Annotated in this window: 9 protein-coding genes; 5 read left to right on the forward strand and 4 right to left on the reverse strand. The window is 65.7% G+C overall.

Annotation, left to right across the window (positions count from 1 at the left end; translation table 11 throughout):
- Positions 1-53: 53 nt before the first annotated feature.
- Positions 54-311, forward strand: coding sequence for a hypothetical protein (locus GTP44_RS03545; protein ID WP_161018344.1), 258 nt, complete (start codon positions 54-56; stop codon positions 309-311).
- Positions 312-525: 214 nt separating this feature from the next.
- Here GTP44_RS03545 and GTP44_RS03550 read toward each other — a convergent pair whose 3' ends face one another.
- The 3 genes from GTP44_RS03550 to GTP44_RS03560 all read right to left on the reverse strand — a co-directional run bounded on the left by GTP44_RS03550 (position 526) and on the right by GTP44_RS03560 (position 5,042).
- Complete coding sequence (locus GTP44_RS03550) at positions 526-1,077, reverse strand: heme-degrading domain-containing protein (RefSeq protein WP_229256761.1); 552 nt, start codon at positions 1,075-1,077, stop codon at positions 526-528.
- A gap of 91 nt (positions 1,078-1,168) precedes the next feature.
- Complete coding sequence (gene lldD, locus GTP44_RS03555) at positions 1,169-2,299, reverse strand: FMN-dependent L-lactate dehydrogenase LldD (protein ID WP_160991166.1); 1,131 nt, start codon at positions 2,297-2,299, stop codon at positions 1,169-1,171.
- Between the two features lie 157 nt (positions 2,300-2,456).
- Entirely contained in the window at positions 2,457-5,042 is a 2,586-nt protein-coding gene (locus tag GTP44_RS03560; RefSeq protein ID WP_161018345.1) for a bifunctional aconitate hydratase 2/2-methylisocitrate dehydratase, read from the reverse strand.
- A 312-nt stretch (positions 5,043-5,354) separates the two neighbouring features.
- Here GTP44_RS03560 and GTP44_RS03565 point away from each other — a divergent pair, with 312 nt between their 5' ends.
- The 4 genes from GTP44_RS03565 to GTP44_RS03580 all read left to right on the forward strand — a co-directional run bounded on the left by GTP44_RS03565 (position 5,355) and on the right by GTP44_RS03580 (position 13,169).
- Entirely contained in the window at positions 5,355-5,939 is a 585-nt protein-coding gene (locus GTP44_RS03565; RefSeq protein WP_160991164.1) for an RNA polymerase sigma factor, read from the forward strand.
- On the forward strand, positions 5,926-6,915 hold the full coding sequence (locus GTP44_RS03570) for a FecR family protein (RefSeq protein ID WP_161018346.1): 990 nt from the start codon (positions 5,926-5,928) through the stop codon (positions 6,913-6,915). The genes GTP44_RS03565 and GTP44_RS03570 overlap by 14 nt, the downstream gene beginning before the upstream one ends.
- A 105-nt stretch (positions 6,916-7,020) precedes the next feature.
- Positions 7,021-11,154 carry a TonB-dependent receptor gene (locus GTP44_RS03575; protein ID WP_161018347.1) on the forward strand — a complete coding sequence of 1,378 codons (4,134 nt, stop codon included), beginning with the start codon at positions 7,021-7,023 and terminating at the stop codon, positions 11,152-11,154.
- A gap of 170 nt (positions 11,155-11,324) precedes the next feature.
- Entirely contained in the window at positions 11,325-13,169 is a 1,845-nt protein-coding gene (locus GTP44_RS03580; RefSeq protein WP_161018348.1) for a rhamnogalacturonan lyase, read from the forward strand.
- Here the strand turns inward: GTP44_RS03580 and atzF are convergent.
- Entirely contained in the window at positions 13,148-14,917 is a 1,770-nt protein-coding gene (gene atzF, locus GTP44_RS03585; protein ID WP_202423964.1) for an allophanate hydrolase, read from the reverse strand. The genes GTP44_RS03580 and atzF overlap by 22 nt on opposite strands.
- Positions 14,918-14,923: the final 6 nt, after the last annotated feature.

Here is a 14,923-nt window from a genome sequence, read left to right on the forward strand (position 1 = left end):
ATAAGCCTGACTGGCGTCCGGATGCCTATCAGCGCCAGGCGTTGGGAACGGTGATGGCATTTCACTTTGCCCATGCCAAGCTGCAGGACTATGCAGACCGGACGGATGAGTTGATGGCCTCGCACCACCCTTTTGCACTGGTCACGTTGGCGCATCTGCGCACGCAGCAGGCTGGCCATGACGTGGGTCGCCTGTACGGCGCCAAATGGCAACTGACAAAACTACTGTACCAACATCGTTGGAGCAAGGCGCGCATAATTGTGCTGTTGGCAGGAAAGAAGGTGCGCTGGAGATACTGGAACGCCAACTGACACACCGCTTCGGACCGCTGCCAAAAGCCGCCCGGAATAAACTGGCCAAAGCCACTCTGGATCGGCTGAGAGCATGGAGCGACAGACTGCCGGAGGCAGAGTCGCTGAAACAACTCCTCGAATAAGCCCAATTTGACAAGATCCGTATGACGTCTATCTCGTGCGGCAGGACGGCAACGCCACCGTCTACCCGCATTACGGTCCCAGGTAACAGTCAAAGATCGCCGTCGATGTTCAGACAGGCCTTGAGCGCGGCAACCACCAGCGCGTGATCATCCGGGCCCGGCAGGCCGGTCACGGTGGCGGTGCCAACGCGGCCGACGCCTTTGATGATCAGCGGGAACGAGCCGCCATGGGCGGCATAGTCGCGCATGTCCAGCCCAGGCAGATTGTCGTAGTTGCCGCCACTGTTCCTGACCTCGTTGTGGGTGTAGAACGAGCTGTGCCCGGTGCGATTGACCAGATTGCTCTTGCGGCGTATCCAGTTGGCATGGTCGGCGGTCATGCCGTCCATGCCAAAGTAAAACAGCATCAACCCGTCGCGCGTGATGTTGACCGCCACTTTCTTGTTGGCCGCGCGCGCCAGTTCGATGACCTTGGTGCCCAGCGCAAAGGCCGTGTCGTTATTGAAGCTGTCGAACTGCAGCACCTGCTCCTGTCGCGCCAGCGTGGCCAGGTCAACCGCCGTCTCGGCCTGCGCCACGCTCGAACTGCCGAGCATCATCAGCACGGCGATCCGCAGTGCGGCAAAGGGATGGATGGTCATACGGTCTCCGTGTTGTGTTATAGGCGAGATTCTACTTGCGCCAAGATAACGTGTCACGCCACGTGCTGGCCGGTGTCAAGCCAACGCCAAACTAAGCCAGCAGATGCGGACCGATCTCCCTGACCGACTTGACGCCGGTCAGCACCATATTGGTCCGCATATCTTTTTCCAGTATCGCCAGCAACTGCTCGACCGCCGCCTGGCCGCCGACCGCCAGCGCATACACGAACGCGCGACCCAGCAACACCCCATCGGCGCCCAGCGCCAGCAGACGGAACACGTCGGTGCCGGTGCGTGCGCCGCCGTCGGCGAAGATGGTCATCTTGTCCTTGACCGCCGCCGCGATGGCCGGCAGCGCCGTGGCGGTGGACAAGGCGCCGTCCAGCTGACGACCGCCATGGTTGGAGACCACGATGCCGTTGGCGCCGAACGCCAGGGCGTCGCGCGCGTCGTCCGCTTCGAGGATGCCCTTGATGATCATCGGGCCCTGCCACTCATCGCGTATCCACTGCAAATCCTTCCAGCCGATGGCCGGATCGAAATTGGCGCCCAGCCAGCCGATGTAATCCTCCAGCTCGGTCGGACTGCCGCGATAGGCCGAGATATTGCCGAGGTCATGCGGACGTCCCATCAAGCCCACGTCCCAAGCCCAGCGCGGGTGGGTCATCGCCTGCAGGATGCGGCGCTGCGCGCCGTAGGGGCCGCTCATGCCGCTGTGCGCGTCGCGGTAGCGCGCGCCCGGCACCGGCATATCGACCGTGAACACCAGCGTGCTGGCGCCGAGCGCCTTGGCGCGTTGCAGCACGTCGCGCATGAAGCCGCGGTCTTTCAGCACATACAGCTGGAACCATAGCGGCTGGTCGATCGCCTGCGCCACCTCGGCCAGCGGGCACACCGACACGGTGGACTGAATGAAGGGAATGCCTCGCTTGGTGGCGGCGCGCGCCGCCTGCACCTCGCCGCGCCGCGCATACATGCCGGTCAGGCCGACCGGCGCCAAGGCCATCGGCAGCGCCTGGCGCCGGCCAAACCACTCGGTGGACAGATCCAGTTGCTCGGAACCTTGCAGCACGCGCTGGCGCAGCTTGATTTGCTGCAGGTCGTCGACGTTGGCGCGCAGCGTCTGCTCGGCGCCGGCGCCGCCGTCAAGATAGTGAAACAGGAATGGCGGCAGCTTGCGCCGCGCCGCCTCGCGAAAATCGGTTGCGGAGGAAATGATCATTATCGAATGGCATCGAAAACAAATAGGCGACCAGTCTATCACCGCGCAGCCATGCAATCGGAAAGCGCATCGATACAATCACTTTCCTGAGCGGATGGGCCAACACGCCATGGCCGGGCGCACAAAAAAAAATTGGCTCCCGAAGGAGCCAATCACTTTAGACCTGCACCGAGTCCGCCACGGCGCGGAACTCTTCGATCTGGTCGAAGTTCATGTAGCGGTAAATATCGGCGGCGTTCTTGTCGATGACGCCGATCTGCGACATGTACTCTTCCTTGGTCGGGATGCGGCCCAGGACCGAGCACACCGCCGCCAGTTCCGCCGAACCCAGGTACACATTGGTTTCGATGCCCAGACGGTTCGGGAAGTTACGGGTCGAGGTCGACATGACGGTCGCCCCCTTGCGGATCTGTGCCTGGTTACCCATGCACAGCGAGCAGCCCGGCATTTCCATGCGCGCACCGGTGCGGCCCAGCGTGCCGTAGTGGCCTTCGGCGGTCAGCTGTTGCGCGTCCATCTTGGTCGGCGGCGCGATCCACAGGCGCACCGGGATATCCGACTTGCCTTCCAAGACTTTCGAGGCGGCGCGGAAGTGACCGATATTGGTCATGCACGAGCCAACGAACACGTCGTCGATCTGGGCGCCGGCCACGTCGGCCAGGGTTTTGACATCGTCCGGATCGTTCGGGCAGGCCACGATCGGCTCGTGGATGTCGGCCAGGTCGATTTCGATGACGGCGGCGTATTCGGCATCCGCATCCGGGGCCAGCAGTTCTGGATTGGCCAGCCAGGCTTCCATCGACTTGATGCGGCGCTCCAGCGTGCGCTTGTCCAGGTAGCCGTTGGCGATCATCCACTTCATCAGCGTGATGTTCGAGGTCATGTACTCGATGATCGGCGCTTTATCCAGGTGCACGGTGCAACCGGCGGCCGAACGTTCGGCCGACGCGTCGGACAGTTCGAATGCTTGCTCAACCTTCAGGTTCGGCAGGCCTTCGATTTCCAGGATACGGCCGGAGAAGATGTTCTTCTTGCCTTTCTTGTCGACCGTCAGCATGCCTTGGCGAATCGCGTACAGCGGAATCGCGTTGACCAGGTCGCGCAGCGTGACGCCGGGCTGCATTTCGCCTTTGAAGCGCACCAGTACCGATTCCGGCATGTCCAGCGGCATCACGCCGGTGGCGGCGGCAAACGCCACCAGGCCGGAACCCGCCGGGAACGAGATACCGATCGGGAAACGGGTGTGCGAGTCGCCGCCGGTGCCGACGGTGTCCGGCATCAGCAGGCGGTTCAGCCACGAGTGGATCACGCCGTCGCCCGGACGCAGCGCCACGCCGCCACGGTTTTCGATGAAGGTTGGCAGTTCGCGGTGCATCTTGACGTCCACCACTTTCGGATACGCGGCGGTGTGGCAGAACGATTGCATCACCAGGTCGGCCGAGAAGCCCAGGCAAGCCAGGTCTTTCAGCTCGTCGCGGGTCATCGGGCCGGTGGTGTCTTGCGAGCCGACGGTGGTCATCTTCGGTTCGCAGTAGGTGCCTGGGCGGATGCCCTTGCCGTCCGGCAGACCACAAGCGCGGCCAACCATTTTCTGCGCCAGCGAGTAGCCTTTGCCGGTGTCGGCCGGGTTTTGCGGCAGGCGGAACAGGTCCGACGCCGGCAGGCCCAGCGACTCACGCGCCTTGGCGGTCAGGCCGCGGCCGATGATCAGCGGAATACGGCCGCCGGCGCGCACTTCGTCGAACAGCACGTCGGATTTGACCTTGAATTCAGCGATCACATTGCCGTTTTTCAGCGCCTTGCCTTCGTAGGGACGCAGTTCGATGACGTCGCCCATGTCCATCTGCGTCACGTCCAGCTCGATCGGCAGCGCACCGGCGTCTTCCATCGTGTTGTAGAAGATCGGCGCGATCTTGGTGCCCAGGCACACGCCGCCGAAACGCTTGTTCGGGATGAACGGGATGTCTTCGCCGGTGAACCACAGCACCGAGTTGGTGGCGGATTTACGCGAGGAACCGGTACCGACCACGTCGCCGACGTAGGCCACCAGGTTGCCCTTGGCTTTCAGCGCCTCGATCTGTTTCAGCGGGCCGATTTTGCCCGGCTCTTCAGGATTGATGCCTGGACGCGGGTTTTTCAGCATCGCCAGCGCGTGCATCGGGATGTCGGGACGGGTGGTCGCGTCCGGGGCCGGCGACAGATCGTCGGTGTTGGTTTCGCCGGAGACCTTGAACACAGTCAGGGTCAGGCTTTGCGGCACTTCAGGACGCGAGGTGAACCACTCGGCGTCGGCCCACGATTGCAGCACGCCCTTGGCGCGGGCATTGCCTTGGTCGGCCAGTTCCTTGACGTCGTGGAAGTAGTCGAACATCAGCAGGGTTTTCTTCAGGCCTTCGGCGGCCACATCGCCCACCACGTCATCGGCCAGCAGATCGATCATCGGCTTGATGTTGAAACCACCCAGCATCGTGCCCAGCAGCTGGGTGGCCAGCTCGCGCGACACCAGCGGTGAGCTTTCCAAGCCCTTGGCAACGGCGGTCAGGAAGGCCGCCTTAACCTTGGCGGCATCGTCCACGCCGGCCGGCACGCGGTTGGTGATCAGGTCGACCAGGAAGTGTTCCTCGCCGGCTGGCGGATTCTTCAGGAGTTCGACCAGATCGGCGGTCTGGGCGGACGACAGCGGCAGCGGAGGGATACCAAGGGATGCACGTTCGGCAACGTGAGCGCGATAAGCAGCTAGCATGAGAGTTCTCGTCAGGTTGATTGCAGGGCAGGCAATGATCGACCGCCTGTACTGAGCGCTATTGTACACCAACAAGTCTTATATAAGACATATAACATGAGACACCGCAGATTTTTTGCCACACCGATACAAATATAGCCGATTACGACCTCGCTGCCCACAAGCAGTCAACTTGTTGAGCAATGCTGAGCGGCATGGGAATTCAGCGCTGCCATGGGTTCAAATAGTTACCTGATTCATAAAAATAATGCGTCCGGGCGGCGGAAATGCGCCGGCCAAGCATCTTATCAGGGAGACATTCGAGAGACGCCTATGGAATCTGAAACCATTGAATGGGTCACATCCAATTTTCTGCCCTTCGAGGCCGAGCTGCGGCGGCAGTTGCGCCGGGTCTGCGCCGGTCCGGCGGAAATCGACGATGTGATCCAGGAAGCCTATTACAAGGTGCTGACCATGACCGACCTGGCCCATGTGCGCCAGCCCAGGGCTTTTCTGCTGACCATGGCCCGCAACATCGTGCTGATGCGCATGCGCCGCGACGCCATCGTCCACATCGAGGCGGTGGCCAATCTGGAGGACCTGAATATCGAGGACAGCGCGCCGACACCGGAACGCCTGGTGCTGGCCCGCGCCGAATTGAAATGGGTGCTGGGCCTGATGGCCAACCTGCCCGGCCGCTGCCGCGACATCTTCCACGCGCGCCGCATCGACGGCCTGTCGCAGCAGGAAACCGCGAGCAGCCTCGGCATCAGCGAGAGCGTGGTGGAGAAGGAAACCGTCAAGGGCATCAAACTGATTCAGAAAATGATCGCCGAAGTTGGCATCGGCGAGCTGCGGGCGCCGCCCGCCCGGCAGCGCAAGCAAGCGGCGGCAAGGACCCATCATGGCCACGATTGACGACCAGGCCGCCAGCTGGATGGTGCGCCGCACCGGTCGCGGCCTGAACGCCCGCGAGCAGCGGCAATTCGACGCCTGGCTGGCGGCGGACATCCGCCACCAGGGCGCCTATCTGCGCGCGCTCGCCATCGACAACGCGCTGGGCCACGCCACGGTGCAGGAAAACCTGCGTCCGCGTCCGGACGGCCAGCATCAGCAGCAGCAGCGTCGGCAGCCGCCGCGTGCCTGGTCACGCCTGCCCCGCTTTGGCGCCCTGGCCGCCGGCCTGGCGCTGGTCTGCGGACTGCTGTTGCACGCCATCGGCAACAACGAGCTGGTCACCGCCAAGGGCGAAATGCGCCAGTTCCCGCTGGCCGACACCTCGGTGGCCAGCCTGAACAGCGCCAGCAAGGTGGCGGTCGAGCTGACCGACACGGCGCGCCGCGTCAACCTGAAACAGGGTGAGGCCTGGTTCAAGGTGGCCAAGGACCAGCGCAAGCCCTTCATCGTGTCGGCCGGCGCGGTGCGGATCAAGGCGGTCGGCACCGCGTTCGCCGTGCGCCGCTACCCGCAGGGCGCCGAGGTACTGGTCACCGAGGGCGTGGTCGAGGTATGGAGCAATAAGGGCGGCCCCAAGCGCCTGCTGCTGTCACAGGGCGAGCGCGCCTTCGTGCCGGAACTGGCCAGCGAGATGCACGCCAGCCGCCAACCGGCGGAGATCGCCCGCCGGTTGGCCTGGCGCTCCGGCAAACTGGTGTTCATCAACCAGACGCTGGCCGAGGCGGTGGCCGACTTCAACCGCTACAGCCCGCGCAAGCTGGTCATCGCCGACCCGTCGCTGTACGGCGTCGCCTTCATCGGCCAGTACGCGGCCGACGCGCCGGAGGTGTTCGCCAAGGATGTCTGCGCCTATCTGAATGTGCCGCTGCAGATCACCGCCGACGCCATCCTGATCGGCGCCGCCCGCCCCGGATTCCGTGGCAATAAATCAAGTTGATGATTATTCCCCGCTTCGCCGGCGCCCGCCGGCGGATCGCCACCTCGCCAAGCATCGTATCCATGACAGGGCAACATAGCCCTGCGGGTAAATCGGAGGAGACGCGTGAACGCACACGGATGCCACATTGCCGCGGCAGTGGTGCTGGCCGGATTGACCTGGTCCCAGCCCGCCGCCGCCGGCGAGAGCCGCAAGCCATTCCATATTCCGCGCGGGCCGGCCACCACGGCCATCGCGGAATTCGTCCGGCAGGCCGATGTCAACCTGCTGGCCTCGACGCGCCAGCTGGACGGCATCACCACCAACGAGGTGAATGGCACATTCGTCATCAGCGACGCGCTGGACAGGCTGCTGGCCAACACCGGCATCATCAGCCGCATCAGCGATAACGGCAGCGTGTTCATCATGGCGCCAGCATCCCCTCCGGGTAATCAATCAACCAGTGAGACCACTTTGATGGATGAGGCGATGAAGCTAGAGAACAATCCGCTGCAACGAACCAGCCTGTGTTGCGCCGTGTCGGCGGCCATGCTGCTGGTCGGCGCCCAGGCGCTGCCGGCGCAGGCGCAATCGGCGCCACAGGACCAGGCCGGCCAACCGCAAGACCAGGCCGTGACCTCGGTGCGCGTGGTCGGCGCCCGCCAATCGGAACAGGACGCCATCCGCAAGAAGAAGGACGCCGACACCGCGCAGGATTCGATCATCGCCGAGGATGTCGGCGCCTTCCCCGACCGCAACGTGGCCGACGCCATCTCGCGCGTCGCCGGCGTGGCGGTCGACCGCGGCAACTTCGGCGAGGGCATTTCGATCTCGATCCGTGGCAACGGCCCCGAGCTGACGCGGGTGGAACTGGACGGCCAGGGCGTGCAGCAGGCCGGCGGTACCGACATGCTGGGTGGCATCGGCGCCGGGGTCGACTCGGCCGGCGGCCGTGGCGTCGAAATGCGCCAGCTGTCGTCGGACCTGATCAAGAGCGTCGATGTGATCAAGGGCTCGACCGCCGACATGACCGAGGGCTCGCTCGGCGGCGGCGTGCGCATCCAGACCCGCAACGGCCTCGATTTCAAAAAGGATTATCTGTCGGTGCGCGCGGCCGGCCAGCAAAATTCGCTGAACAAGAAAGTCAATCCCAACCTCAACCTGGTGGGCGTCAAGAAGCTGATGGATGACCGTCTGGGCGTACTGGTCAACCTGTCGCGCAGCCGCGTCGAGCAGGAGGCGCACGCCATCAACCAGGGCGGCGCCAATGCCGCGGTCGGGCAGTTCCGGCCGCTCGATTTCGACAACTCGCCGCAGAAAACCTTCAGCTTCCAGCCCCAGACCGTCAAGCTCGACGATGATCGCTCGACCACCCCGCTGCTGGTGTCCAATCTGGCGGCCGGCGGCACCCTCAACGCCGCCACGCCGCAGGAAATCGTCACCAAATCGGCGGCCGCGCAAAGCAAGGCCGAGTGCTATGCCGCGTTTCCGATGTTCACGCCGGCGCAGGAAGCGGCCCTTGCCGGCGGCAACAACCGCACCAACGCCATCAACCAGCGGCAGCTGGAATTGCTGACCTGCCTGGGCCAGTGGAACGACTGGGTCAACAGCCCGACCCGCCACAATGTGCAGCGCTGGAACGACGACCGCAGCAGCGGCGACATCCGCTTCGACTTCAAGGTCGACAACCATCTCAGCGTCTACTTCAAGCACAGCCGCAGCAGCGGCAAAGTGGTCAACATCAACTCCGACATGGGCTATGGCGGCATCGCGCTGAACCCGGCGGTGAACGCCAGCGTCAACGGTCCCAACGGCTATTTCGGCCCGGCGGCCACCGAGACCGCGCTGAACACGCGCGCACCCAACGGCGCCTCGGCGGTACGCAATGTGATCCCGGCGTCCGGCTACTTCCTGTACCCGGACGCCGGCTGGCGAGGCGGCGGCCTGATCAACGGCACGGTGGCCAACGTCGATCCGAATTCGGTCAGGGTGGACGCCAACCACCACGTCACCGGCTACACCATCGCCGATGGCGCCTACAACGTCGAAACCACCCGCCTCGACATGGAAACCAGTTCGCGCTACAGCCAGGCCGGCGCCAACTACAAGAACCGCTGGCTGCGCGCGGAGCTGCTGCTGGGCGACGCCAGCTCCCGCTTCAGCCGCTACGAAAAGCGCGCCGGCATTGGCGGCTACACCGGGCCGGTGCAGGTGTCGGTGCTGCCCAACGGCATCTGGAACTACGCGCTGACCAACGCCTTCGACGTCAACAACCCGGACAACTACTTCCGCCTGCGCCCGCAGGCAGCGGCGGCGGCCTTCGCCGGCAACGCCTTCAGTCCGGCCACGCCGGCCTACACCAGCGCGCAGCTGCCGTTGGTCGATCCGGCGCGCACGCTGTCGCTGCAAAACGCGCGCATCAATGAATCGTTCGAGAAAACGGCCAAGCTGGACCTGAGTCTCAACACCGGCGACTTTACCAACGGCCACCTGCCGCAGATCAAGGTCGGCTACAACCGCCGCAAGAGCGGCTACAGCGCCTGGGGCACCGGCGGCTACACCCCGCAGGAGGCGAGCGGCGACTGGGGCAAGGCCAACTACGTTCCCGGCATCTACGTGCCGAACAAGAACCTGCGCACCACCTACCAGGTGTGCGAAAACACGCCTGGCTCGCTGGGGCCGGGCGGCAAGCCCTGCGCCTACGGCTATACGCCCAGCCCCGATCCGCGCGCCGCGCTGGGCGGCACGATCGTCATCAATCCCGACCAGTTCCGCGAACTGGTCAAGCAAGCCTACACCGTGCAGCCGAGCGCGCAGTTCTATGGCGGCGACCCCAACCGCCCGGCCGGCCTGGTGGAGGGCTGGACCGAGATCGACATCAACAAACTGTATTCGATCCTGGGCGTGCCGAACTACAACCTTGACTGCATCAAGCGCTGCGTCGGCAGCGACGGCAAGCTGTACCAGCAGCCCTTGAACCAGATCACCGAAACCGTGGATGCCGGCTACGTCCGCGCCGACTTCGACCTCGACCACGTGCCGTTCAGCACCCGTCCGCTGCCGTTCGGCGCCCAGTTCGACGGCAACGTCGGCGTGCGCGCGGTCAAGACGCGGGTGGTGGGCACCGGTCAGCTGACCTTCCAGTCCAAGGTCAAGAACAGCAATTACCGGCCGGACGATCCCAACAACGAGGCCGGCGTCACCACATCCACCTACCGCCGCGACACCTCGATCAGCGCCGTCAGCACCGACTATCTGCCATCGGCCAACGTCAACCTGTGGCTGCTGGAGCGCAAGCTGGTGACGCGCTACAGCTGGGGCAAGACGGTGGCGCGGCCGGCCGCCGGCCGCCTGATCCCCGGCGGGACCTGTGTGTTCGACGAGCGCTTCCTCGACCAGACCGACGGCGACGGCACGCCGCGCGACCAGGTGTGCAGCGGCGTGATGGGCAATCCGGAACTCAAGCCGCTGACCAACCACAACACCAACATCTCGCTGGAGTGGTATCCGGGCCGCAACAACGTGCTGGCGGCCGCCGTCTACAAGCAAACCGGCGTGATCGGCGCGCCAACGCTGGTGGAAACGGTCAACGGCGCCAACCTGTTCGCCGGCTCCGGCGAGGTCGACAGCCAGACCGGCAAGCCGCTGTCGGACATGGCCTTCAACTATCGCCGCTACACCAACCAGTTGCCGAGCATCCGCCGCGGCTTCGAACTGTCCGGCAAGACCGCGCTGACCTTCCTGCCGTGGTACTTCCGCAACCTGGGCATCGACGCCAACTACACGCGCAACAAGTCGGAACTGACCGGCACCGTGGTGCGCGACCCGATCAGCGGCTCGATCATGCCGGTGGCCGGCGAGCCGCACCACTCGTGGAACGCCTCGCTGTGGTATGACGACGGCAAGCTGAACGCGCGGGTGGCGGTGCAATTCGTGGCCGAGAAATTCCAGTGCATCTCCGGCTGCAACTCGACCGCCGTCAACAACTACCCGATCGAAGGACTGACCACCGTGCGGCCACCGGCCTACGCCCCGGCGGCGCCGATGTTCCGCATCGGCACCCGCTATGTGGACGCCAAGATCGGCTACCGCCTCACCAAGTACATGGAACTGTTCATCGAGGGGCGCAACCTGGGCCGCATTCATACCGGCACCACCACCGGCGGCTACTCGCAATTCGCCGACGGCACGCCGAACGTCTACACCGATGGCTACGCCGGCGCCAGCTACATGGCCGGCGTGAATTTCAAGTTCGAGTAGGACGCTCTCCCCACCGGTGTTAGCCATGCCGGTGTTTGCCGGAGGCCGCGTGCCTCCGGTCTTTTTTGGACCGATCACACGCTTGATTAAATGCGGCCAACCGTTGACACCGCCACCCCGGATTATCGATACTCGTCGGCAGCCCATCCACTATGACCTACGCACCGCACATGGCCCTCCCACACGCGCTCGCCCTCTCTCTCTCCCTGCTGCTGGTGTCCGCCAGCGTTGCCGCCGCCCCACCCCGCCAGATTGAAAAACTGGACCGGGGCGTGGTGGCGATCCACACCGACCACGGCAACTTCATCAGCTGGCGCGCGCTGGGCGACGAGCCGGCCACGCTGGCGTTCAATCTGTACCGCGACGGCGTCAAACTGAACGCGCAGCCGCTGACGCTCACCAACTACAGCGACGCGGCCGGCGCCGCCAGCGCCCGCTACACGGTGCGCGCCGTGCGCGACAACACCGAGGTGGCTGGCGACGACGCCCGGCCAGTATCCACCTGGGCCCGGCCCTACCTGCGCGTGCCGCTGAAAAAACCGGCCGATGGCGTCACGCCGGACGGCCAGGCGTATCACTATGTGGTCAACGACGGCTCGGCCGCCGACCTCGATGGCGACGGTCAATACGAGCTGCTGGTCAAATGGCAGCCGAGCAACGCGCATGACAATGCGCATCGCGGCTACACCGGCCCGACGCTGCTGGACGCCTACAAGCTCGACGGCACTCTGCTGTGGCGCATCGACCTCGGACGCAACATCCGCGCCGGCGCCCACTACACCACCTATCTGGCCTACGACTTCGACGGCGACGGTCGCGCCGAGGTGATGATGAAAACCGCCGACGGCACGCGCGACGGCGCCGGCACCGTCATCGGCGACGCCGCCGCCGACTACCGCAACCAGGACGGCTACGTACTGGCCGGCCCGGAATTCCTCACCGTCTTCGACGGCAGGACCGGCGCCGCGCTGGCCACCACCGGCTACACGCCGCCGCGCGGCGCGGTCGAGGCCTGGGGCGACAAATACGGCAACCGGGTCGACCGCTTCCTCGGGGGCGTCGCCTATCTGGACAGCGCCCGCCCCAGCGCGGTGTTCACGCGCGGCTACTACACGCGCGCCGTGCTGAGCGCCTGGGACTGGCGCGACGGCAAACTGACCCAGCGCTGGCTGTTCGACAGCGACACGCCCGGCAACGGCGGCGCCGCCGGCCAGGGCGCGCACTGGATGGCGGTGGCCGACGTCAACGGCGACGGCCGCGACGACCTGGTCTACGGCGCCGCCACCATCGGCAGCGATGGCAAGCTACTGTACAGCACCGGCCTGTGCCACGGCGACGCGCTGCACGTCGGCAAGCATCAACCCGGCCAGCCGGGCCTGCAAGTCTTCATGGTCCACGAAAGCCCGTCCTGCTATCGCGGCCACGGCGTGGAAATGCACGACGCCGCCACCGGCCGCATCCTGTGGAGCGCGGACGGCGGCGGCACCGACGTCGGTCGCGGCGTCTGCATGGACATCGATCCGGCCTATCCGGGCAACGAATGCTGGGCCAGCACCGGCGGCCTGATGGCATCGGACGGCCGGCAGATTTCGCCGCTGCGGCCACGCGCGGTCAACTTCGGCCTGTGGTGGGACGGCGACCTGCTGCGTGAAACGCTGGACGGCACGCGCATCGCCAAATGGCAGCCGCGGACGCAGCAACTCACGTTGCTGCTGGATGGTGCCAACTTTGGCGCCGCGTCCAACAACGGCACCAAGGCCACGCCGGTGCTGTCGGCCGACCTGTTCGGCGACTGGCGCGAGGAAGTGGTGTGGCGCAGCGCCACCGACGACGCGCTGCTGGTGTTCAGCACCACCGCGCCGACCACTCACCGTCTGCCGACGCTGATGCACGACACCCAGTACCGGGTGCAGGTGGCGGCGCAAAACGCCGGCTACAACCAGCCGCCGCACCCGAGCTTCTTCCTCGGCGAAGGCATGACACTGCCCACCGTTCAGGAAGCGCGGCCCAAATAAGCGCGCCAGCCGCCGAACGCCGTGATGTCCTCGGCGTCGGCCAGCGCGGCCGGCTCGCAGATGAAGCCTTTCACCCAAGTGCCGTCCGCCAGTTCCAGCGAACCGATGCCCAGCGGCTGCGGAATCTCCGCCACAAACTCGCCGAAGCGGCGCAGCGGCAATTCCCACACCTCGATCTCGATCGCGGCCCCCTGCTCCAGCACCCGCGCCAGCCCCGGCTTGGGCGGCGTGGTGTTGCGCAGCGCGTACAAGCGGTAATGCGGCGTCGTCCGCGTGGCGGCCACCTGGCGCGCGCCGCGTTCGACCAGTTGCCAGTTCAGCGGCTGGCCTTGCAGATGCGCGCCGACCACGGCCAGCCGCACCGTCGGCTCATTGAACGGCAATGGCTCAAACGCCACCTGCTGCGCCTCGCCACCTTCCAACAACGCCTGCGCGGCGGCAGCCAAGGCCTGGTCCGCGCCGCCGGCGCCGATCAGCGTCACGCCGGCCGGCAAGCCGTCCGCGCGCCCCTTGCCCGGCACGGCCAGCGCCGCCATGTCGAAGAAGTTGACAAAGTTGGTGTAATAGCCGAGGCGCGAATTCTGCACCACCGGCTGTTCCAGCACGGCGTCGATACGCGGCATGGTCGGCGTGGTCGGCACCAGCAGAAAATCATAGTCCGCCAGCGCCTCCTCGGCCGCGCGGCGCAGTTCCGCCAGCCGGTACTGTCCCTTGAACGCGTCCAGCGCGCTGTAGTCGTGGCCCTGACCGACGATGCCCGCCACCACCGGATGCACCGCCTCCGGCTGTTCGGCCAACAGCGGGCCGCTGGCCTCCAGCCGCTCGGCCACCCACGGCCCTTGGTACAGCAAGGCCGCCGCGTCGCGGAACGGCGCATAGTCGATCGTGCCGACGGTGCACTCCGGGCGGGCGCGCAACGCGTCCAGCGTCGCCGCAAACGCCTGCTCGGCTGCGGCGTCGCCAAAGAACTCCAGCTGCGCCGGCACCGCGATGCGGAAACCGCGCCGCCGCACACCGCGCATCTCGATTTGGCGCGAATAGGCATCCTCACGATCATAGCCGCCGGCCACGCTCAGCACCTGCCAGCTGTCCGCCACCGTCAGCGCGAACACCGACACGCAATCGAGCGTGCGGCACGCCGGCACCACGCCGCGCGTGCTGATCAGGCCCGGCGTCGGCTTCAGTCCGACGATGTTGTTCAAGCCGGCCGGCACGCGTCCGGAGCCGGCGGTGTCCGTGCCCAGCGCAAAGCTGACCAGTCCCAGCGCCACCGCCACGGCGGAACCGGAACTGGAGCCGCCGGAGACATAGTCCTCGTCGATGGCATTGCGCACCACGCCATACGGCGAGCGCGTGCCGACCAGCCCAGTCGCAAACTGATCCAGATTGGTCTTGCCGATCAGGATGGCGCCGGCCGCCTGCAAGCGCTCCACCACCGTCGCCGAGCGCCGCGGCGTGTAGGCGAAGGCGGGACAGGCCGCCGTGGTCGGCATGCCGGCGACGTCGATATTGTCCTTGACGGCGAACGGCACGCCAAACAGCGGCAACCGCGCCAGCACGTCGGCGCCTTCGCTGGCCAGCAACGCATCCAGCTGGCTCGCGGTCTGGCGCAACGCCCCCGCATCGACGCGGCTGATCCAGACTTCATCGCGCCCGCTGGCGGCGATCCGCGCCAGCACCTGCTCGACGCACTGCGCCGGCGTCAGCGAACGCGCACGGTAAGCGGCGTGCAAAGCATTGATTTCCATCGTGCG

The organism is Duganella lactea (genome assembly GCF_009857505.1).
In the GTDB taxonomy this organism is placed as follows: Bacteria; Pseudomonadota; Gammaproteobacteria; order Burkholderiales; family Burkholderiaceae_D; genus Rugamonas; species Rugamonas lactea.

Coding starts and splice junctions, on each gene's coding strand:
- GTP44_RS03545 (WP_161018344.1), top strand. CDS start 54: ATGGCATTTCACTTTGCCCATGCCAAGCTGCAGGACTATGCAGACCGG.
- GTP44_RS03550 (WP_229256761.1), bottom strand. CDS start 1,077: ATGACCATCCATCCCTTTGCCGCACTGCGGATCGCCGTGCTGATGATG.
- lldD (WP_160991166.1), bottom strand. CDS start 2,299: ATGATCATTTCCTCCGCAACCGATTTTCGCGAGGCGGCGCGGCGCAAG.
- GTP44_RS03560 (WP_161018345.1), bottom strand. CDS start 5,042: ATGCTAGCTGCTTATCGCGCTCACGTTGCCGAACGTGCATCCCTTGGT.
- GTP44_RS03565 (WP_160991164.1), top strand. CDS start 5,355: ATGGAATCTGAAACCATTGAATGGGTCACATCCAATTTTCTGCCCTTC.
- GTP44_RS03570 (WP_161018346.1), top strand. CDS start 5,926: ATGGCCACGATTGACGACCAGGCCGCCAGCTGGATGGTGCGCCGCACC.
- GTP44_RS03580 (WP_161018348.1), top strand. CDS start 11,325: ATGGCCCTCCCACACGCGCTCGCCCTCTCTCTCTCCCTGCTGCTGGTG.
- atzF (WP_202423964.1), bottom strand. CDS start 14,917: ATGGAAATCAATGCTTTGCACGCCGCTTACCGTGCGCGTTCGCTGACG.